Source organism: Streptomyces sp. NPDC020917 (genome assembly GCF_044333795.1).
Taxonomy (GTDB): Bacteria; Actinomycetota; Actinomycetes; order Streptomycetales; family Streptomycetaceae; genus Actinacidiphila.
Genome location: NZ_JBIRRR010000034.1, coordinates 24327 through 44594, shown reverse-complemented (window position 1 = coordinate 44594; position 20268 = coordinate 24327). Strand labels below are relative to the sequence as shown.

General features: G+C 71.7%; 18 protein-coding genes. 10 read left to right on the top strand and 8 right to left on the bottom strand.

Annotated features, from left to right (window positions below):
- Positions 1-200: 200 nt before the first annotated feature.
- The 3 genes from ACH4TG_RS39700 to ACH4TG_RS39690 are packed head-to-tail and all read left to right on the top strand — an operon-like array spanning position 201 to position 3072.
- A complete protein-coding gene (locus ACH4TG_RS39700; protein WP_398247974.1) occupies positions 201-1097 on the top strand; it encodes a carbohydrate ABC transporter permease in 897 nt (298 codons plus the stop codon).
- On the top strand, positions 1094-2041 hold the full coding sequence (locus ACH4TG_RS39695; protein WP_398247973.1) for a carbohydrate ABC transporter permease: 948 nt from the start codon (positions 1094-1096) through the stop codon (positions 2039-2041). The genes ACH4TG_RS39700 and ACH4TG_RS39695 overlap by 4 nt, the downstream gene beginning before the upstream one ends.
- A 20-nt stretch (positions 2042-2061) precedes the next feature.
- Positions 2062-3072 carry a hydroxyacid dehydrogenase gene (locus ACH4TG_RS39690; RefSeq protein WP_398247972.1) on the top strand — a complete coding sequence of 337 codons (1011 nt, stop codon included), beginning with the start codon at positions 2062-2064 and terminating at the stop codon, positions 3070-3072.
- A gap of 72 nt (positions 3073-3144) precedes the next feature.
- Here ACH4TG_RS39690 and ACH4TG_RS39685 read toward each other — a convergent pair whose 3' ends face one another.
- Complete coding sequence (locus tag ACH4TG_RS39685) at positions 3145-3882, bottom strand: VOC family protein (RefSeq protein ID WP_398247971.1); 738 nt, start codon at positions 3880-3882, stop codon at positions 3145-3147.
- Between the two features lie 359 nt (positions 3883-4241).
- Between ACH4TG_RS39685 and ACH4TG_RS39680 the strand changes: the two genes are divergently transcribed.
- From ACH4TG_RS39680 to ACH4TG_RS39650, 7 genes are all read left to right on the top strand, one after another.
- Positions 4242-6707 (top strand): SpoIIE family protein phosphatase, encoded by a 2466-nt coding sequence (locus ACH4TG_RS39680; RefSeq protein WP_398247970.1) that lies wholly within the window; start codon positions 4242-4244, stop codon positions 6705-6707.
- A complete protein-coding gene (locus tag ACH4TG_RS39675; RefSeq protein WP_398247969.1) occupies positions 6704-7801 on the top strand; it encodes a sugar ABC transporter substrate-binding protein in 1098 nt (365 codons plus the stop codon). Before ACH4TG_RS39680 ends, ACH4TG_RS39675 begins: the two co-directional genes overlap by 4 nt.
- Before the next feature lie 47 nt (positions 7802-7848).
- The gene (locus ACH4TG_RS39670; protein WP_398247968.1) at positions 7849-8667 is read left to right on the top strand and encodes an ATP-binding cassette domain-containing protein; all 819 of its coding nucleotides are present in this window, start codon (positions 7849-7851) and stop codon (positions 8665-8667) included.
- Complete coding sequence (locus ACH4TG_RS39665; protein WP_398247966.1) at positions 8664-9962, top strand: sugar ABC transporter permease; 1299 nt, start codon at positions 8664-8666, stop codon at positions 9960-9962. Before ACH4TG_RS39670 ends, ACH4TG_RS39665 begins: the two co-directional genes overlap by 4 nt.
- Positions 9963-10075: 113 nt before the next feature.
- Complete coding sequence (locus tag ACH4TG_RS39660; protein ID WP_398247964.1) at positions 10076-10399, top strand: hypothetical protein; 324 nt, start codon at positions 10076-10078, stop codon at positions 10397-10399.
- A 100-nt stretch (positions 10400-10499) separates the two neighbouring features.
- Positions 10500-10991 (top strand): DUF6233 domain-containing protein, encoded by a 492-nt coding sequence (locus ACH4TG_RS39655; RefSeq protein ID WP_398247962.1) that lies wholly within the window; start codon positions 10500-10502, stop codon positions 10989-10991.
- Positions 10992-11079: 88 nt separating this feature from the next.
- The gene (locus ACH4TG_RS39650) at positions 11080-11961 is read left to right on the top strand and encodes an alpha/beta fold hydrolase (protein ID WP_398247960.1); all 882 of its coding nucleotides are present in this window, start codon (positions 11080-11082) and stop codon (positions 11959-11961) included.
- A 20-nt stretch (positions 11962-11981) separates the two neighbouring features.
- On the opposite strand, the gene ACH4TG_RS39645 is transcribed toward ACH4TG_RS39650, so the two are convergent.
- From ACH4TG_RS39645 to ACH4TG_RS39615, 7 genes are all read right to left on the bottom strand, one after another.
- Complete coding sequence (locus tag ACH4TG_RS39645) at positions 11982-13022, bottom strand: methyltransferase (RefSeq protein WP_398247958.1); 1041 nt, start codon at positions 13020-13022, stop codon at positions 11982-11984.
- A complete protein-coding gene (locus ACH4TG_RS39640) occupies positions 13022-13723 on the bottom strand; it encodes a DUF6875 domain-containing protein (RefSeq protein WP_398247956.1) in 702 nt (233 codons plus the stop codon). Before ACH4TG_RS39640 ends, ACH4TG_RS39645 begins: the two co-directional genes overlap by 1 nt.
- Before the next feature lie 44 nt (positions 13724-13767).
- The gene (locus ACH4TG_RS39635) at positions 13768-16851 is read right to left on the bottom strand and encodes an amino acid adenylation domain-containing protein (protein WP_398247954.1); all 3084 of its coding nucleotides are present in this window, start codon (positions 16849-16851) and stop codon (positions 13768-13770) included.
- 64 nt (positions 16852-16915) lie between these two features.
- Positions 16916-17776 carry an SAM-dependent methyltransferase gene (locus ACH4TG_RS39630; RefSeq protein WP_398247952.1) on the bottom strand — a complete coding sequence of 287 codons (861 nt, stop codon included), beginning with the start codon at positions 17774-17776 and terminating at the stop codon, positions 16916-16918.
- A 153-nt stretch (positions 17777-17929) separates the two neighbouring features.
- Positions 17930-18520 (bottom strand): hypothetical protein, encoded by a 591-nt coding sequence (locus ACH4TG_RS39625; protein WP_398247951.1) that lies wholly within the window; start codon positions 18518-18520, stop codon positions 17930-17932.
- Positions 18521-18778: 258 nt separating this feature from the next.
- Positions 18779-19138 carry a hypothetical protein gene (locus tag ACH4TG_RS39620; RefSeq protein WP_398247949.1) on the bottom strand — a complete coding sequence of 120 codons (360 nt, stop codon included), beginning with the start codon at positions 19136-19138 and terminating at the stop codon, positions 18779-18781.
- Between the two features lie 142 nt (positions 19139-19280).
- The gene (locus ACH4TG_RS39615; RefSeq protein WP_398247947.1) at positions 19281-20192 is read right to left on the bottom strand and encodes a hypothetical protein; all 912 of its coding nucleotides are present in this window, start codon (positions 20190-20192) and stop codon (positions 19281-19283) included.
- Positions 20193-20268: the final 76 nt, after the last annotated feature.

Below are 20268 nucleotides of genomic sequence, written 5' to 3'. Positions count from 1 at the left end.
GGCGGGGGGGGCGCCGCGCCCCGCGGGCCAACCCCCCCCGCGCCCCGCCCGCCCCCGGCCGCCACCCCCCCCCCGGGGGGGGGGCCGCCCCCCCCCCCCCCCCCGCCCCGGGGGGGGGGGGGCGGGGGCCCCCCCCCGCCGAGGTGGGGCCGGTGTCCGGCCCACCCCGCACTCTCCCGCTCTCATCGAGGAAGCCGGTCATGGCAAGCCCCTCAGCCCGTGCCCAGCGCCGTACCGCGGCGCTGCTCCTGGCACCGTTTCTCGTCCTGTTCAGCGCCGTCACCCTCGCCCCGCTGCTCTACGCGGGCTGGATGAGCCTGTTCACCACCCGCACCTCCGGCCTGGGCTTCGGCGGCACCAGGAAGGTCTTCGCCGGCCTGGACAACTACACCCACGCCTTGTCGGATCCGGCATTCCGCAACGGGTTCCTCACCATCGCCGCCTACGTCGCCGTCTACATCCCGGTGATGATCGGCGGCGCGCTCGTCCTCGCCCTGCTGCTGGACTCCGCGCTGGTCAAGGCACGCGCCTTCTTCCAGCTGGCCCTGTTCCTCCCGCACGCGGTGCCCGGACTGATCGCGGCGCTGATCTGGGTCTACCTCTACACCCCGGGGCTGAGCCCGGTGATCGGCCCGCTCGGCTCCGTGGGCCTCCACGTCAGCTTCCTGTCGGCGGACAACGCCGTGTTCTCCGCCGCGAACATCGCCGTCTGGGAGTGGATCGGCTACAACATGGTCATCTTCTACGCCGCCCTCAAGGCGGTGCCGGCCGAGACCCTGGACGCCGCGAGGATCGACGGTGCCGGCGGTGTCCGAACGGCCCTGTCGATCAAGCTGCCGATGATCCGCCCCTCCATCGCGCTGGCCGTGCTGTTCACCGTCATCGGATCGATCCAGCTCTTCACCGAGCCCCGGGTCATCTACAGCGCCTCCAGCGCCATCGGCAGCAGCTGGACACCCAACATGTACGTCCAGACCGCCGCGTTCACCCGCAACGACTTCGGGCTGGCGGCTGCCGCCTCGCTGCTCATCGCGCTGGCCGCGGCGGTCATGTCGTTCCTCGTCACCCGATTCGCGCGCAGCAGGAGCCAGCCGTGACCAAGCCCCTCACCCTCGGTGCCCCGGCGCCTGCCGCAGCCTCGGGCCGGACGAGCGGCCGCGTGCCGGGCCCGCCGAGCAGGCCCGCAGGAAGGCGTCCTTCGGCTCTGCTGTCCAAGACGGGCGTGACCGCGATGCTGGGTCTCGCCGCCCTCTACACCCTCCTGCCGATGCTCTGGCTGGTCCTGTCGGCGACCAAGAGCCGCCAGGACCTGTTCGCCACCAACGGCTTCGCACCGGGCAGGCACTTCGCGCTCCTGGACAACCTCGGCCACCTGTTCCAGGTCGACGACGGCATCTACCTGCGCTGGATCGTCAACACCGTCCTGTACGCCGGCGCCGGGGCGCTGCTGGCCACGGTCTTCAGCGTGGCCGCCGGGTACGCGTTCGACAAACTGGCCTTCCCCGTCAAGGAGAAGCTCTTCGCCTTCGTCCTGCTGGGCGTGATGGTGCCGGGCACGGCACTGGCGATCCCGCTGTACCTGATCGCCGCGAAGGTCGGGTTGGTGAACACCTTCTGGGGCGTGTTCCTGCCCGGCCTCGTCTTCCCGTTCGGCGTCTACCTGGCCCGGGTGTTCAGCGCCGCCTACGTCCCCGACGAAGTCCTCGAGGCCGCCCGGATCGACGGCGCCGGCGAGTTCAGGGCCTTCTGCCGGATCGCGTTCCCCATGCTCGCACCGGCCTTCGTGACCATTTTCCTCTTCCAGTTCACCCAGATCTGGAACAGCTTCTTCCTGCCCCTGGTGATGCTGTCCGACAAGAACCTCTTCCCGGTCAACCTCGGCCTGTACGTCTGGTACTCGTCCGCGCTCTCCCAGGGCCACCCGCAGGACTACCTGCTGGCAGTGGTGGGGTCGCTGGTCTCCGTCGCACCGCTCGTCCTTCTCTTCCTGATGCTCCAGCGGTTCTGGAAGTCCGGCATGACCGCCGGCGCCATCAAGTAGGCCACGTCATGAGGATCCCCATGCCTTCCACTCCCTCCCGCCCGCGCGCCTTGTTCGCGATGGGCCGCCGGCACCGCGACGCCCTCTTCCCGGGGACCGCGGTCCAGCGGCTGACGCGCCACGTGGACATCGATCCGGAACTCGTCGCCGAGGACTTCGACCGCGTTCCGGACCTGGCGGCCGTCGAGGTCCTGATCACCTCCTGGGGCTGCCCCCCGCTCGACGACGCCGTGCTGGCCCGCATGCCGGCGCTCAAAGCCGTCGTGCACGCCGCGGGCAGTGTCAAACACCATGTGACGGACGCGTGCTGGGACCGCGGACTGCTCGTCTCCACGGCGGCCGCGGCCAACGCCGTGCCCGTCGCCGAGTACACGGTCGCCGCCGTCCTCTTCGCCAACAAGCGGGTCCTGGCGATCGGCGACGCCTACCGCGAGCACCGAGCCGCCCTGGACTGGTCGGCGCGCTTCCCCGGCCTCGGCAACTACCGCAGGACGATCGGCGTGGTGGGCGCGTCCCTGGTGGGGCGCAGGGTGCTGGAGCTGCTGCGCCCCTTCGACTTCGACCTCCTGGTGGCCGACCCGCACCTCGACGCCGGCAGTGCCCGCTCGCTGGGGGCCCGGCTCGTCGACCTCGACGAACTGATAGCCCTGGGCGACGTCGTCTCCCTGCACGCCCCCGCACTGCCGGAGACCCACCACCTGATGGACGCCCGCAGGCTCGCGCTCCTGCGGGACGGCACCACCCTCATCAACACCGGACGCGGCTCGCTGATCGACCACGACGCACTGACCGCCGAGGCCGCGTCAGGCCGCATCCACGCCGTCATCGACGTCACGGACCCCGAGGTGCTGCCCGCGGCCTCGCCGCTCTACTCGTTGCCCAACGTGCTCCTCACCCCGCACATCGCCGGCTCGCTCGGCGGAGAGCTCATGCGCATCACCGAAAGCGCCCTGGACGAGATCGAACGCTACTGCGGGGGCCAGGAGTTCGCCCATCCCGTGGCCCGTGCGGCCCTGGCCATCTCAGCCTGAGGCCACCTCGGCGGGCCCTACCGCAAGGGCCCGCTCCCCCATCCGCGCCACACTCGGAGTCGGTGCCCTAGGTCAGCGAGGGGTGAGGAGGCAGAACTCGTTGCCTTCCGGGTCGGCCAGGACCGTCCAGGCGATCGCGGACTGATCGATATCAGGACTGGTGGCACCCAGAGCGCGCAGTCGGGCTTCTTCCGCGGCGAGGTCGTCACCGGGGTAGGGGCGGATGTCGAGGTGGACGCGGTTCCACACGCGCTTGGCGTCGGGGGTGCGGAGGAACTCCAGGTAGGGGCCCACGCCTTGGGCGGAGCGCATGGTCGCGTGGTCGTCGGTGACGTCGTGCAGCGTCCAGTCCATCGCCTCGCCCCAGAACCGGGCCATCCCTCGAGGGTCGGAGCAGTCGACGACCACCGCGGCGATCGGCCCGGTGTCCTGGTAGACCGGACGGGGATCCAGGACGCAGAACTCGTTGCCTTCCGGGTCGGCCATGACGGTCCAGGGGACGTCGCCCTGCCCCACGTCGGCGAACGTCGCGCCGAGGTCCTTCAACCGCGCGACCACCTCCGCTTGATGGGCGGTCGAGGTGGTGGCCAGATCGAGGTGCACGCGGTTCTTGACCGTTTTGGGTTCCGGGTGGGCGATGATGTCGATGCAGACGGCGACGGGGTCGGGATAGGTGAAACCGGCGGGTTCGAGGTTGGTCACGCCGGGTCCCTCGCTGTCGACACCCCACCCGAGTGCCTCCGCCCAGAACCGGCCGAGCGCGGCGTCGTCCTGGGCCTTCATGTTGATCTGCACGAGTCGCGTTGCCATGCCCCAGATCCTAGGAGTCCCGCCGGCCCGCGCCGTCACGATCCGCAAAGGTGCTCGACGAGGGACCGGGTCCCTCGCGTGACCTCCTGGCACACCTCGGTCACCTGGCCGGCGGCCCTCGCTTCCGCGGCGCGAGCACGAGCACCCCGTACGGCTCCCAGAGCGAGGCGGGAGATATTTCTGGACAATAGGGTACCTAGTACGTTCGCCGGTGTCGGAGCTGGTAGCCGATCCAGTGCCACGAGAGCCAGTAGCCCTTGCGCCCTGCCAGTAGCCCCGCCGCCCTGTGGGACCGCGGGACCTGGCGCACCATCGTCCGTCGGCGGCAGGGGACGCGGGGAAGTGCGGCGGAGGAGGGCATGGTCTTCAGAGGGGCGGCCGCGGCCGCCGTCTATGTGCCGGACGAGCAGTCCGGGCAGCTTCGCCTGAGCGAGACGGTGGAGGAGAAGCCGGGTGATGGCGCCGGCTTCCCGGACAGCTATCCGGCGTCCGGCCGTTCAGCAGTGGCCGAGGCATTCCGCACGGGTCAGCTGGTGTGGGCCGCCCCCGCGCAGGCGGCTGATCCCGCGGTCGTCGGGGCGCGGACCACTGGCGCGGCCGCCCCGGCGGCCACCGCGCCGGGGGCGGGAGGCGAGTGGCTGGGAGCGGTGCCGCTGGCTGCCGGTGAGACGGTCCTGGGATGCCTGGCCGTCAGGGCGGCGGGCAAAGACGGCGCCGACGTCGAGCGGCGCGACTTTCTCGAGCTGTACGCCGACCAGGTCTCGGCGCGGATGGAAACGGAGGGTGCCTTCGGCGACACCGGCACCGTCATCGTCCCCGAGCCGAGCGCTCGGCCGGACGGCTCCTGGCTGGGCCTCGGACGCATGGGGTCGTTCACCCTGTCGCCGGCCACGGGGCGCATCGAGGCGGACCGGCAGGCACTGGACCTCCTGGGCCTGCAGGAGGAGCACTTCGACGGGCGCGTGGAGACCCTGCTGGCCCAGACCGTGCTGGAGGATCTTCCCGCGCTGATGTCGGTTCTCGAGCCGAGCGTGAGCCGGCCCGGTGGCCAGGACCTGGACTTCCGGGTGCGGCGGCCGAGCGGTGGGCTGCGCGTGCTGCGGCTGCGTTTCCGGGTGCTGACCGACGCCGGGGGGAGGCCGTGCCGGCTGCTGGGCGTGATCGCGGAGGCGTCGCATCTGCGGCCGGCCAGGGCCGAGGTGTCCCGGTTCCAGAGGCTCTCCGTCGCCCTCGCGGCGTCGGCGACGGTCCGCGACGTCAGCCATGCCGTGGTGACCGCTCTGCGGGACCCTCTGGGAGCCGACACCATGGTCCTCGCCGAGGTGCACGCCGGACGGCTGGTGGTCACCGAGATGGAACCCCAAGGGCCCGCGGTGTGGGGCACGTGGCGCTCGCAGTGGCACTCGGAGTGGCCCGAGACGTCGCCGGATGACCTGCCCACGCTGCAGGGCGTGCTGACCCAGGGCCGCACCCGGCTGTGGGCCTCCACCACCGGCCTGGAGCCCGGCCTCGCCGAGGCAGGCCCGGGAGGGCTCGCGGTCCTGCCGCTCCCGGCCGACGGCCGGATGGCCGGTGTGTGCCTGCTGGGCTGGGACGAGCCGCACGAGTTCAGACCCGGGGAACGCGCGCTGCTGACCTCCGCCGCGGGACTGGTCGGGCATGCGCTGGCCCGCGCCCGTTCCCACGACGCCGAGAACGAGTTCACCTCGATCCTGCAGCGCAGCCTGCTGCCCCGCGCCCTCCCGGCCCTGCCGGGCGGCACGGCGGTCGCCCGGTATCTGCCGGCGACGACGGGGCTCGCCGTGGGCGGTGACTGGTACGACGTGATCCCGGTGTCCGACAGGTCCATCGCCCTGGTCATCGGCGACGTGCAGGGCCACAGCGCGGAGGCCGCCACGATCATGGGCCAGATCCGTACCGGGATCCGCGCCTACGCCGTGGAGGGGCACCCGCCGGACGTGGTGATGTCCCACGCCAACCGCCTGCTCATCGGTCTGGACAGCGAGGCCTTCGCCACCTGCTGCTACGTCGCCCTCGACGTCGAGGACGGCGACGCCTGGGTGGTGCGGGCCGGCCACCCGCAGCCGGTGCTCCGGGCGCCGGACGGCGGCACTCTGGAGGTCGAAGCCGAGGGAGGCCCGCCACTCGGCGTGATCGCGGACGCCGACTTCCCGCTGACCAATGTCAGCATGACCCCGGGGAGCGTCCTGGCGCTCTTCACGGACGGTCTGGTCGAGTCCTCGAAGCTCCACCTGGAGGAGGGCGTGCAGCGGGTGCGCCGGGTGCTGGCGACCGCCGATCCGGCCGCCCCCGACCGGACGGCCGACGAACTGATCGGAACCACCGAGCGGCGCGAGGACGACGTGGCCCTTCTGCTGCTGCGCTACGACGGCCTGCCCGTCCGGCCGCGGCGGGCGAGCTGGTCGGTGTGGCGGTTGCCGGACGCCGTGATGCACGCCCGCCGTTTCACCGCCCGTACGCTGCGGTCCTGGCGCGAGACGCGGGAGACGGACGCGATCCTGCTGGTCGTCTCGGAACTGGTCACCAACGCCATGACGCACACCAGCGGTGAGGTCCACCTGAACCTCACCCTTGCCGGGGAACGGATGCGCGTCGCGGTCAGCGACTCCTCGCCCCGCGCCCCCGTCAAGCCCACGGGGATCGACTGGGAGGCCACCGGTGGCCGCGGCATCATCCTGGTGGAGGCCGTCTGCGCCGCCTGGGGCTCGGTGCCGGTCAGCGGCGGCAAACAGGTGTGGGGCGAGATCGACCTCGCACCCCACCGGGCCTCCGCCGAGACACGCCGGGAAGCGTCATGGCGATGAGGCACCGAGGGAGCCGCGGGCTGGTCGCCGCCCTGGTGGCGAGCCTGGTCGTGGTGTTCGCCCCGCACGGCACGGCCGCGGTGGCCCACCGGGGGACCGCGGCCGAGGGAGGTCTCACCATCGGCGTGCTGCTGCCCGACACGCACACCCCTCGCTGGACGAAGTCCGACAAGCCGCTGATCGAACAACGCATCAAGCAGCTGTGCGGCACCTGCACCGTGCGGTACGCCAACGCCTCGGCCGACGTCGCCATCCAGCAGTCGCAGGTGAACTCCATGATCGCCAACGGTGTGCGGGCGCTGATCCTGGCTCCGGTCGAGAGCAAGGCCCTGGCCGTCTCGGTGAGGCAGGCCCACCGGAGCCACGTACCGGTGGTGTCCTACGACCGACTCGCCGACGGACCGCTGTCGGCCTACTCGGGCTACGACTCCGTGGCGATCGGACGGCTCCAGGCCCAGGGACTCCTGGCGGCTCTCGGGCACGGCACGCGACTCCCCCGGATCGTCATGATGAACGGCGAGCCCAGCGATCCGAACGCCAAGGCCCTGCGGAAGGGCGCGCTGTCGGTGTTCCAGGGCAAGGCGCGGATCGTCGCCGCGTACAACACCACCGGGTGGATCCCGCAGAACGCGTTCACCAACACGCTCGCCGCGGTCGCCAAGCTGGGCCCGCACGGGTTCGACGGCGTCTACTCGGCCAACGACGGTCTCGCGACCGGCATCGTCACCGCGCTGAAGGCCGAGAACGTCACGCCGCAGCCCCCCGTCACCGGCCAGGACGCCGACCTCGCCGCGGTGCGGCGCGTCATCACCGGCGAGCAGGCCGTCACGGTCCACAAGTCCTTCCCCGCCGAGGCCGACGCGGCCGCCGAGATGGCCCTGGCCCTGGCCCGCGGCACGTCGCTCGACGGCATCGCCAAGCAGCGGATCAGCAACGACACCACCAAGGACATACCCGCCTATCTGGGCACCCCGGTCGCCGTGAACCGGGGCAACGTCAAGCACACCGTCGTCGACGCGGGTGTCTACACGGTCCAGCAGATATGTCCACCGAAGTTGCTGTCCGCCTGCCGGGACGCCGGACTCACCGGCTGAACCGGCGGGTGCGCCGCGTACGGACGGTGGCACGACCAGGCGACGACATGCGCGTCGGTGACCGGCGGGAGGTGATTCGTGTGTCAAGGGCACCCGTGCTGGCTCTGCACGGAATCTGCAAGCGTTTCGGGGCCGTCCAGGCGCTCACCGACATCGAGCTGGAGATCCACGCCGGCGAGGTCGTCGCGCTCGTCGGCGACAACGGCGCGGGCAAGTCCACGCTCCTCAAGGCGATCACCGGAGTGGGACCCGCCGACGCCGGCGTCATCGAGTGGCGAGGGCGGCCGGTACGGATCCAGCGCCCCCGCGACGCCCAGGAGCTGGGCATCGCCGGCGTGTACCAGGACCTCGCGCTGTGCGAGAACCTCGACGTGGTGGGGAACCTCTTCCTGGGCCACGAGATCACCCGGGCGGGCGTCCTGGACGAGATCGCGATGGAACGCCGGGCCCTGGACCTGGAACCGCTGGCGATCCTGGCCAAGCACCCGCCCAACGTGCGGGTCCCCGTCGCCACGCTCTCGGCAGGGCAGCGCCAGTCGGTGGCCATCGGCCGCGCCATCCTCAGCCGTCCCGAACTGCTCGTCCTCGACGAGCCCACCGCCGCCCTGGGGATCGAGCAGACCGCGCAGTTCCTCGACCTGATCGACCGCCTGCGGGACCGCGGCACCGCGATCATGCTGATCAGCCACAACCTCGGTGACGTCAAGGCCGTCGCCGACCAGGCCGCGGTGCTGCGGCACGGTCGCAACAACGGTTTCTTCGACGTGCCGTCCACGACGCAGGAGCAGATCGTCTCCTCCATCACCGGCGCCACCGACAACGCCGTGACGCAGCGCGCGACCAAGCCTTGGGAGGACATGCTGTGAAAGGCGCGGACGCCGCCGGGGGCGCCGGAGACACCAAGCCTGCCGGCCACTCGGCCTCATCCGCCCGGGCCGCCGTCCGGCCGGACGGCGGCCCGGGCGAGCCCGGCCGACCGGGTCTGCCGGGCTACCTCCGCTCCGTCGGCGACCGGCTGCGCAGCGGCAGGCTCGGCGTCCTCCCGGTCGTCGTCTCGCTGCTGGTGACGTGGATCGTCTTCCAGAGCCTGAACCACAACTTCCTGTCCCCGCGGAACCTGTCGGACATCTGCGTGGACATCGTCGGCCCCGGCCTGATCGCCGTGGGCATCGTGTTCGTGCTGCTCCTGGGGGAGGTGGACCTGTCGGTGGGTTCCGTCAGCGGACTCACGGCGGCGATCTTCGCGGTGATGTACGTCAACCACGGCGTGCCCGAATGGCTCGCCATCGTGTCGGCCCTGCTCGCCGGGGCCGCCATCGGAACCCTCCAGGGGCTCCTCTTCGCCCGCGTCGGCGTCCCTGCCTTCGTCGTCACCCTGGCGGGGCTGCTGGCCTGGAACGGCCTGATGCTCTACGTGCTGGGAGCCAGCGGAACCATCGACGTCGGCGACCGGGGCCTGGTCGCGGATCTCAGCGATCGCTACTTCCACAGCGCGGTGCTCGCCTACGGCCTGGCGGCGCTGAGTACGGGCACCTTCTTCGTCATGGCCTACCGGGACAACCGCGCGCGCCGCAGCGCCGGGATGTCCGTCCTGCCGATGTGGGAGATCGTCGAACGCACCGCGGGCGTCGCGGTCCCCTCGTTCGGGGCCGCATGGATCCTGGAGGACTTCCGCGGCGTGCCACTGGCCCTCCTGGTCTTCCTCGTGTTCGTCGTCGGCCTCGACTTCGTCCTGCGGCGCACCACCTACGGCAGGGGGATCTTCGCCATCGGCGGAGACGTCGAAGCCGCCCGCCGCTCGGGTATCAACGTGGTCTGGACACGCGTCTCCGCCTTCGCGATGTCCGGGACACTCGCCGCGGTCGGCGGCCTGTTCCTGACATCACGGGTCGCCTCGGTGGGACAGACCTCCGGCTCCACCACCCTGCTGATCAACGCCATCGCCGCTGCCGTCATCGGCGGGGTCAGCCTCTTCGGCGGGCACGGCACCACCTGGTCCGCGCTGCTGGGCATCCTGGTCATCCAGTCCATCGCCTCCGGCATGGTCCTGATCGGCGTGCAGACGGCCGTGCAGTACATGGTCACCGGCGGCGTTCTGCTGGGCGCCGTCATCCTCGACTCCCTCTCACGCCGCTCCCAGCAGATCCACGGCCGCGCCTGACATCCCGGCTCCCCCGCACACCTCGACAAGGAATGCGGATAAAATCCCCCATAATGGGCTAACGAGCCGGGCGGCTTCGGCCTGGCGAGGACCCTTGGCGGCGGAGGTGACCCATGAACGCATGGACGGCCTGGACGACACAAGGAATCCTCAGCGGGACGGGCGGGGTCGACACCGTGGAGATCGGCCCCATCCACGGCGACCTCACCCTTCACACCACCTGGGTCGACGGCAAGGCCGCACTGGCCGTGCAGTACACCGGCGCGACCGACTGGTTCACGGTCACGGGCAGCCCCGTACCCGCCGCGACCGAGCGGCACGCCCGCGACATCCACCAGCGCATGGTGGAAGCCGCCAAGGCCGGTGGAGCCGCCACCGCCCCCCACCACGACCTCTCCGAGGCCCCTCGTCCGGTTCTCGACGCCGGAACGGAATGAACCGAAGCCGGGCCCCGCGGGACACGCGGTGTATTCGGGCCCGGCCGGGCCGGGCGCTCCGCGCATGGATTCGAACGAAGAATCGAACTAGCCTGGATCCGTGAGCGAGGGCATGGGCGGGCAGGACGACCTGCCGCAGGCGGACGGGCCGCTGGTGCGGGTGAGGCTCCATGACGGCCAGCGCCTCCACGCCGTCGTGAAGGGCCGGCGGCGCGAGGCCGACGGATCGTGGTGGTACGACCTCCAGATCCACCTGCCCTCCGCCAGCGACACCCGGGGCCGCCTGACCGACGTGCCCGTGCCGGTCGACTTCCGCGCGCCGGCCGGACGTTGCGAGCCGATCGAGGGCCAGCCGTACGACCAGGTGCCCACCGAGCGGGCCGCTGTCTCCCCGGCCTGGAAGATCGAGGAACGCGTCTACTTCACCGACGACATCGGCCCCGCCCGGATCGTCCACCGCGGGAACTGCCGGGCCACCCGCGACCGCGCCCGGCCCGCCACCCCCGAGCAGGCCCGCGCCGCACTGGCGCGCGGCGACTCCGCGGCGTGCCAGGTGTGCCGCCCCGACCGGCCCCTGCGCACCGCGGCATAGCCCCCTAACCGGAGCCCAACCCGCGGATCCGCAGGTCAACGCCTCTTATCCGGGTGCGATTCGAGGTCGGCCGTGGCAGGCTCCAGCTATGTCGATCGTTGACGTGTCTGCGGACGTTTCCCTCGCGTACGAGAGCTTCGGCGACCCCGGGGATCCTCCTGTCCTTCTGGTCATGGGTTTCGGGGCGCAGATGCTCGCCTGGCACGAGGACTTCTGCCGGATGCTGGCAGACCGCGGTCGCCACGTGATCCGGTACGACAACCGTGACTGCGGGCTGTCCACGAAGTTCGACCGTCACCCCGTCGACATGGGGGAGTTCATTGCCGCCGTGAGCTCGGGTGACCTTCCCACCGCCCTCGCGATGGTCCCCTACCGGCTTCTCGACATGGCCGGCGACGGCTTCGGCCTGCTCACCGCGCTGGGCATCGAACGCGCCCACGTGGTCGGTGCCTCCATGGGAGGAATGATCGCTCAGACGATGGCCCTCTCCTCCCCGGAGCGCGTGCTGACTCTGACGTCGATGATGTCCTCGACCGGCGAGAGGGAATACGGCCGGTCCAGCCCCGAGGCCCAGGCGGTGCTGTTCGGTCCGAAGCCCGCCGACCGCGAGGGGTACGTCGCGGCGGCGGAGAGGGAACTGGTGTGGGCCTCCAGGCGATACGGTGACGCCGCCGTGCTGCGCGAGTTGGCCGCCGCCAGTTACGACCGCGCCTACTACCCCGCCGGTATCGCGCGGCAGCTCGGCGCGATGATCCTCAGCGGATCACGCGCGGACGCACTGCGCGGACTGCGGGTGCCGACGCTGGTGATCCACGGGCTGGACGACACGCTGATCGGCCCCAGCGGCGGGAAGCGCACCGCGGACCTGGTGCCTGACGCCGAGCTCCTGCTGATTCCCGACATGGGCCACGACCGCCCGCGCGAACTCTGGCCCACACTCGTCGACGCCCTGGTGGCCCACACCGGTTGAGCGGGCACAGGGGACGGCCCTCAGCGCGCCTCGATCATGACTTTCCGGCCGGTGAGGCGGTGCACGGCGTCGACGTGCAGGCCGGCCGCGTCCAGCAGGCGGGTGTAGTCGGCGAGATGGCGTTCGCGGCCGGGCAGGACGGAGAGCATGTACAGCGACATCTGCCCCATGGCCCGGGCTTCCTGTCCGGTGCCCGGGGTCTCGTCGGCGAGTTCGACGACGAGCAGCCTGCCGTGGCGGGGCATCGAGAACCGGCAGGTGCGCAGGATGGTGACGCACTGCTGGTCGTCCCAGTCGTGGAGGATCTCCCGCATCAGGTAGAGGTCGCCCTCGGGCGGCAGGCTCTTGAAGAAGTCGCCGGAGGTGACGGTGGCGCGGTCGGCGACGCCGGCCTCGGCGAGGTGGGTGCGGGCCGCCGCGGCGGCGGACGGGCGGTCGACGAGGATGCCGCGCAGGTGCCGGTGGGCGTGGAGGAGGGCGGCGAGGAGCGCGCCGTTGCCGCCGCCGACGTCCACCAGCGTGTCGGCCTTGGCAAAGCGGCCGGTGGCGAGGAGCGCGTCGAGTTCGAGGTGCAGGTCGGCTGCCTGGGTGCGGTCGAACAGGGCGCGGAGGTCGGGGTGGGCTTCGAGGTGGGAGAAGAGGTCGCTTCCGTGGACGCGGTCGAAGGCCGGAACGCCCGAGCGCACGGTGTCGAGGAGTCCCTGCCAGGCCGGGCTCATCAAGCGGTGTGCCATCAGGGCGCTGGCCAGGGCACTTCCCGGGGCGTCGGTGGTCAGCGCGCGTCCGAGCCGGCCCAGCGCGAAGGCGTCCTCGTCGGGGCCGGAGAAGATCTCGTACGGGACGAGGGCGGTCATCAACTGCCGCAGGCGGGCCGGGTCCGTTGCGGAGCGGCGGGCCGGGTCCGTTGCGGAGCGGCGGGCCAGCTCCGCCGCCGGCAGGGGGCCGGCCGCCAGCATGTCGGGGAGGCCCAGTTCGGCGACTGCGCACAGGGCCTGGGTGACGAGCTGGCCGTAGAGGAGGTGGCGCACTTCGGCGGCCGCGGCGCGCTCGCGGGGTTGCATCAGAGGTCGCTCCCTGGGGAGTGGTGGCGTTGGGCCTGGGCGTAGAGCGTGCGCATGAGCGGGTCGGTCGTGCCTCCGCTGTCGTAGTGCTCCGCGAACCGGCGGCGGTAATGGGCGAACCAGCGCGGGTCCTGGTGGAGGAAGAGGACGTCGTGGCTTGCCATGCGGCGGACGACGAGCAGCGGGATCGGTGCCCGGGAGACGCGGAAGTCGGCGTTCCGCGCTGAGCGTTCGTCGCAGGCAGGATGGAACTGCCCGATCATCAGCCCGCGTTCGACCGCGCCGCTCTTCAGCGCGGCGTGGGCCCGGTCCAGCGCGGCCCACCCGCTCGCGCCAAGGTCCGGCAGGATGATCACCCGGCTCTCCAGTGAGGGCCCGTCGGTGTCAGGGACCGGGAAGGCGTTCAGCCGGTGCAGGAGCATTGCGGTGAGTTCTGCGGTGTCGGCGCCGGTGACCTCGTAGTGGAAGTCGTAGCGCACCTGCGCGCCTTTCATCGCCGCGGGGACGAAGGGGCAGATCGGGCCCTTGCGGCGCAGGTTGCGGTGCGGGCGGCCGATGTAGTCGTGCAACCATGCGACGACGACCGGCAGTTCGGTCCGGGCTCGGTCGCCGTAGCCGTGCGGTGGCCAGACGGTGACGTCGTCGTGGGGCTCGACAGGTGCGGGCGCGAGTTCCGGCTCGGCCGGGTGGACCCCCGTCATGGTTCTCCTTGTTCGCCGCTGGGTTGGGTTCCGCGGGGCCGGGGTCAGGCCACGGGCGCCTCGATGACACCGCCACGGTGCAGGCAGCGGACGTAGTGGTCGAGGAGTGCCGTGTCGACCGGTGGGCACGTCTGCTGCCACTGCGGCCAGATCTGCCGGGTGCGGGCCTGGTCCAGGCGGGGGAAGACCGAGTCCAGGAACAGTTCCTTGATGCTGATGTCGGCCTGGTTGGCGCGCGTGGCGAAGAGCGGCGCGAACGGGCCGATGGGCGCGTCGGGGCAGTCGTGGACGAAGTCCAGCAGCAGGTCCACCCAGGTTCGGAAGGGGCGCTCCTCGATGGCGTGCCCTGCGGCCCGCAGGCGGTCGACCATGTCGGCGAGCAGGGCCGGGCGGGGGTTGGTCAGATGGAAGACTCCCCCGACGTGGGGGTAGGTGCTCGCCAGGCCGACGATGGCGTCGGCGACGAAGTCGACGGGAACCATGTCCAGGGGCAGCCGGATGTCGGGGGCGACGCCGAGCCGGGTGATCGCGTCGAGGAAGGCGCACAGCGCGGTGTCGGTGTTCCACGCTCCCGTGCGGCTGTGCCCGGTGATCTCGTACGGGCGGTGCACCGTCACCGGCAGTCCGGCCGCCGCGGCGTTCTGGAGCAGGCGCTCGGCGACCCACTTCGACTCGCTGTAGCCCATGCTGATCAGCTCGGGGTGGCTGAGCGGTGTGGTTTCGGTGAAGCACCGTACGCCGGCGGCGCCGCTGCCGGCGAGGACGGCGATGCTGGACACGTAGTGCAGCGGGATGTGCCGGGCCGAGGCCAGACCGACCAGTTGCCTCACCGCGCCCACGTTCGCGTCGCGCAGGGCGCTGTAGGGGTAGACGAAGTTGACGTGGGCGGCGTTGTGAAGGATGAGGTCCACGGTGTCCGCGAGGCTCTGCCGGCAGTCGGGCGAGAGCCCCAGCCCGGTGTGCTCCAGATCGGCGGCGTACGCCTTGACCCGTCCGGAGCCAGGCCGTGTGAGTCCGTGCCGCGACAGATTGGCGTGGATGCGGTCAAGGGCGTGCGCGGAGTCGTCCGCGCGCACCAGGCAGTGGACGACGGCGTCGGTGTGCCGCACCAGGCTGTCCAGGAGGAACCCCCCGAGGAAGCCGGTCGCGCCGGTGAGCAGGACATGGCGCAGTGGCCCGTGGCCGCTTCGCTGCCCGGACGGTGCGGGCAGGTCCAGGTCCAGTGCGGCCTCCGCTTCGAAGTCGACGCTCTCGGCGCCCGCGGCCGCCGTGCCCGTCCCGCGGACGAGATCGGCGAGTGCGGCCTGGTGTGCGGCAAGGGTGCGGTCGGCGAGCAGGCTGCGCAGCAGCACCTGGAAGCGGTCGGCCGGCAGGCCCAGCGCGGCGAGCGTGCGGTTGACGAGGTGGGCGGCGAGGAGCGAGTTCCCGCCCGCCGCGAAGAAGTCGGTGGCGTCGGACACCGGGACGCCGAGGCAGTCCGACCAGATCCGGCGGACCGGGTCCTCGTCACGGTCGGAGCCGCCGCCCGGGCCGGGCGGGCAGTCCGGCTGCTGACCGCCCTGATCGGTTGCGGGCAGGGCCTCGCGCAGTGCGGCGTAGTCGATCTTGCCGTTGTCGGTGAGCGGGAGCCGGTCCACGGGCATGAGCAGCGAGGGGACGCTGTGCGCGGGGAGCCGCTCGGCCAGGAACAGCGACACCTGCTCCGGCAGGACCGGCTGCTCCGGGCGCGCCGAGGTGACGAACGCGTTCAGCCGCATGGTGAAGTCGTCGCTCCCCCGCACCACTACCGCCGCCTCGGCGACGTCCGGGTGCGTGCGCAACTGGGCCTCCAGAGCGTCGAGTTCGATACGGACGCCGCGGATCTTGACCTGGCGGTCCACCCGGCCGAGGTATTCGAGCGTGCCGTCCTCGTTCCACCGGGCCCGGTCGCCGCTGCGGTAGAGGCGAGCGCTGCCGGTCTCGCCCAGCTCCACGGTGACGAACGCCCTGCGGGTCTCGGCCTCGCGGCCCAGGTAGCCCAGGGCAAGACCGTCACCGCCGATGTAGAGCTCGCCCTCCTCACCGGGGGATGCCGGGGTGCCGTCCTCCCGCATCACGTGGCATTGGCTGCGGGCCACCGGCAGTCCGATCGGGACGGACGTGGCGTCCCTGGCCAGGGCGCGGACGTCGTGGGTGGTGACCATGATGCCGCCCTCGGTCGGCCCGTAGCCGTTCATCAGGCAGTCCGGCGGCCCCGCTTCGAGGACGGCGCGCGCCAGTCCGGCCGCCATCGCCTCGCCTCCGGTCAGGACCAGTTCGAGCCCGGCGAACATCCCCGGCCGGAAGCGGACGGCGTGGTGGAACAGGCTCATCGGCATGAAGCCGTGGGTGATCTGCTCGCGACGCATGAGGGTGTTCAACGCGGTGGGGTCGAGCAGTTCGTTCCGGCCGGCCACCACGAGGCACCCGCCGTTCAGGAGCGTCGCCCACACCTCCAGCAGGGAGGCGTCGAAGGACAGCCCGACCGTCTGCAGGCCGCGCTTGCCGGGTCCCGCGCACCACGGGGCGTCATCGAGGGCGAGCCGCACCACGGCCTGGTGCGGCAGCACCACACCCTTGGGCTTGCCGGTCGTGCCCGAGGTGAACAGGATGTAGGCGGCCTGGTCCGCTCGCCTCGTCCGAGCGGCCGCCTCGGCGGCCGAGACCCCGTTGCCCGGCCGGTCCGCCACCTGCTCGAAGGGCAGCAGAGCCACCGGCAGCGTCCCGGCGACCGCCTGATGCCCCGGCAGCACCACGACGAGCCCGGCACCGGACTGGACGAGCATGTCGCTCATCCGCGCGGAGGGATGGTGGGAGTCGACCGGAACGGCGACGGCGCCGGCCCGCAACACCCCCGCGAGCGCGACCGTCGACTGCCAGGACCGGGTGCCGAGCACGCCCACCGGGTCCCCCGGGCGCACACCGCGCTCCGCGAGGGCTTCGGCCACGGCGGCCGATCGCTCGTCGACTTCCCGGTAGGACACCTCCACCGCCGCGTCCCTGACCGCGGGCGCGTCCGGAGTGCGGGCGGCCTGCCGCGCGAAGAGCTCGGGCAGCGACAGATAGCCCTCGCCCAGTGTCTCCGGTCGGACCGGTTCTGCAATCGTCACAGTGTTCCCCATTGATGTGTCGTCGGTCGGCCGTCGTCGCCAGCTGGCGCTCCGCGCCGGATCCTCAGTCGGTCCGCTTCCAGGCGATCCAGGCAACGCGCATGATCCCGCCGCGCACGGCGGCCGTCGTCCCGCGCACCGTCTCGCAGGTGGCCCGGTACAGGTCGTCACCGCCGAGCCTTCTGGCCTCCGCCTCGCGAGAGGCGAGACGGGAGGCGCCGGCGTCGAGGGTGCGCACGAAGTCCTCGGACTGGATCGTCACGCTCAGGGGTTCCCAGAGCCCCTCGGCAGCGTTGAGCAGATCGCCCACTCGCGGCATCGTCCCCGGCTGCGAGTTGTCGAGCACCTCGGCCTCGAACTGCCGGTGCACGTCGGGGGCCCCGTTCGGGCCGGCGACGCACACCTCCGCGGCGAAGCGGCCGCCGGGGGCCGTCAGCGCGTGGACGCGTCGGAACATCTCCCGCAGGGCCGCGAAGGCGCCCGTGAGCTCCGGAGGAGCGCCGGCCAGCACGTTCTCCAGTGACTGCACCGCCACCACGGCGTCGAAACCACCGGTCTCCAGCGGAAGGTCCCAGAAGTCCACGTGCAGGACGCTGATGGCGGGATCGCCCATGGACTTGATGTGGCGGGCCTGCGCGAAGGACGTCGTCACCCCGAGCGCGTTCCCGGCCTTCCGCCTGCGTACGGCGAAATCCAGCAGCCCGCCGTATCCGCAGCCGATGTCCAGCACCCGTCCTCCCGGCCCGAGTTCGGCCAGGTCCGCGATCAGCTCCAGTTTCCGGGTCTGGGCCCGGTCCAGATCATCGCCGTCATCGCCGTCGACTCCCTGCCACAGCCCGCTGCTGATGGTCAGCCGCGCGTCGGACCATGTGCGGACGAATTCCGGACTGCTCTCGTAGAAGTCGACACTCGCGTCGTCGGACACGGCCAATCACCATTCCCCGGAGGAGTTCTCGGTGCTGTGCTGCGAGGGGCCGCACAGGTGGTCTCGGTTCGGTGGCACAGGGCGAGGTGTGCCCGCGCGCAGGACGGCGGGCACACCATCACCCGGGCATTCCCGGTACTCGGAAGGTCCCGGTCAGTGCGAGAAGACGAAGGTGCCCACGGCTTCCTCGAGGTCGCGGCCCGCTTCCTGGCAGCTGCCCGGGTGCGTGGTCATGACCGTGCTGGACTCCAGCACCGTGTCGCCCTCATAGGCACCCGACACCACCGTGCCGATGGCCTTGGTCAACGACTCGCCGGCCGAGTGGTCGTCGATGGCCAGGTGCCCGACGATGAGGCTCGTCTGCCCGTCGGCCCACATGATCCGCTGGGTGTACCTGGCGCTGGCGATGTCGCTGGAGGTGCAGCTCGCGGTCTCCTGCCCCACCTCGTGCCAGGCGCCGTCGCCGGTGCGCGCGGGCCGGTCCTGACCGTTGTTGCAGTCGCTCAGGACCCCGTTCACCGACCAGTGGATCGTCTGCGGGTCAGGCGACAGGGCGTTGTCGAGCCGGGCGGCGGCGTTCCCCTTGCACATGACGTCGACGACCGGACCGTCGGAGCCGGACGCGGTGTCGGCGAGCGCCGGTCCTGACGCGAACAGCAGGGCGGTACCGGTGGCCGTGACCAGCGTGCGCACACGGCCTGAGCGGGTCTTCCTGGGGCTGCGGGGCATGGACGAGGACCGCATGAGGCGGCTCCTTTCACAGGGGGCAGAAGAAGCGGGGCTTGGAGCGGAGCCGTCGTTCAGAGCATTCGGATCACCGACGGGCCGCCTCCGAGCCGCAGTAAACCCGCTGCCTTTGGCATAGGCTCCCGACATGCGGCCAAGGTCACCCGGTTGCACGAAAACGCCGTGACCAGGGCTCTTGCGTGGCAACCGGCACACCGAACGCCGCGGTCGGCGGCGCGGCGGACCGCTCAAGATGCCCCTGCCCGGGCGCCCGCGTCAGGGCAGCCGGCGAAGGGCGTCGGGGCGGAGGAACTCCCCGGAGGGCCGCCTGGCGTACTCCGGTCTCCACGCCTCGCGGTACTCCGGGTCGTCGGCGAACGGCAGCGCCAGGGCCCGGACGGCTTGGCAGGGCCACTCCTCGGCGCGGTAGTAGAGCCGCAGGGGCGGGAGTTGGGAGCAGGTGGCGCAGCCGGTGAACCGCAGCGCCCGCTGCTCCGCCCGGCCACCGGCCGTCTCGATGTACGGGGCGGACATCGCCGAGGGCTCGTGCGCCATGAGGTGGCCGAAGCCGGTCTCGTCCACCCGCGTCAGCAGGAAGCCGAGCAGTTCCTCCACCCACGGCGCGTGACGGCCCACCCCACAATGATCCAGCCCCCGGGGCCCGTGGCGCAACGGCCCGGGGGAACGGCCGGGGGAACGGCCGGTCCCCGTGCAGGTACGGCGATGGCCCCGCTGGGGACCTCGTCCGGCCGCCGCGCGACCGGAGCCGGAACCGCTCCTACGAATCCGCGTGGGCGCGCGCGTCCTCGTAGACGATGCGGCCAACCTCCTGGCCGACATACGGGCGTGGTCTGCCCGGAGGAAGGACGGGGGCGAGGGTGTGGAAGACGCGGTGGAGGGCCTCGCCCTCGTAGTCAGCGAGACGCTCGGTGGCCTGCAACCACACGGAGCCCGTGGGCAGTTCCACCACCTCGCAGAACGCGCCGGTGGCGCGCAGCTTCCCGGCCCCACCGAGCCGGGCCGCGATCTCGGGCCCGCACACCGTCACCCACGGATAGGCCCGCAGCACCTCCCGGCTCTGCGCGACGCCCGCGGCCGCGTCGCGTGCCAGCCGCATCTCCAGCATGGTGCCGTTCCAGGCGGTCCCTTCGTCTCCGACTCCGCCGTACGTGACCGGGACCTCCTGCACCAGCGCCCACGCGAATTCCCTGGCGTCCTCCTCGGCCAGCCGGGCGATCCGGTTCCGGGGACCTTCCGGGAAGGACCCGAACTCGCAACTGGCCTGGAACCACTCGCTGTTTTCGTCAACGGTCCGCAGCAGAACCGAGGCCCGGTCCGCATGGCGTGAATACCCCTCGGAGTCCAGCTCGAGGAGGTCCAGCCGCGCACCGGCAGGGAACTTGGCCAGCCCTTTCAGGAACGCTTCCCACCCGCGCTCCGACCAGGCACGCCGGCTGGACACCCGCCCCGCCGCGGTCCCGAACCGCGTCAAGGACGCCCACATGCTTCCCGGATTTCCCCACGGCCTGCCCCGCAACTCCGGTGTGGACCCGGGCAGGGCCACCTCGCCGTCCCTCAACCCCTCCATCACATCGGCCAGCAGCCCCGTCGTGGCGGCTTCGAACCAGCGGCGTGCCAGCCCCGGCAGCGCGGACTGCTCCACGTGCCCGTTGATCTCCACACTCGTCACGGGACCTCCGGCGTCGTCGCAGGGCTCCGGGGCACGACCTCATGTCGTGCCCCGGAGGAGCTTGCACAATGTCAGC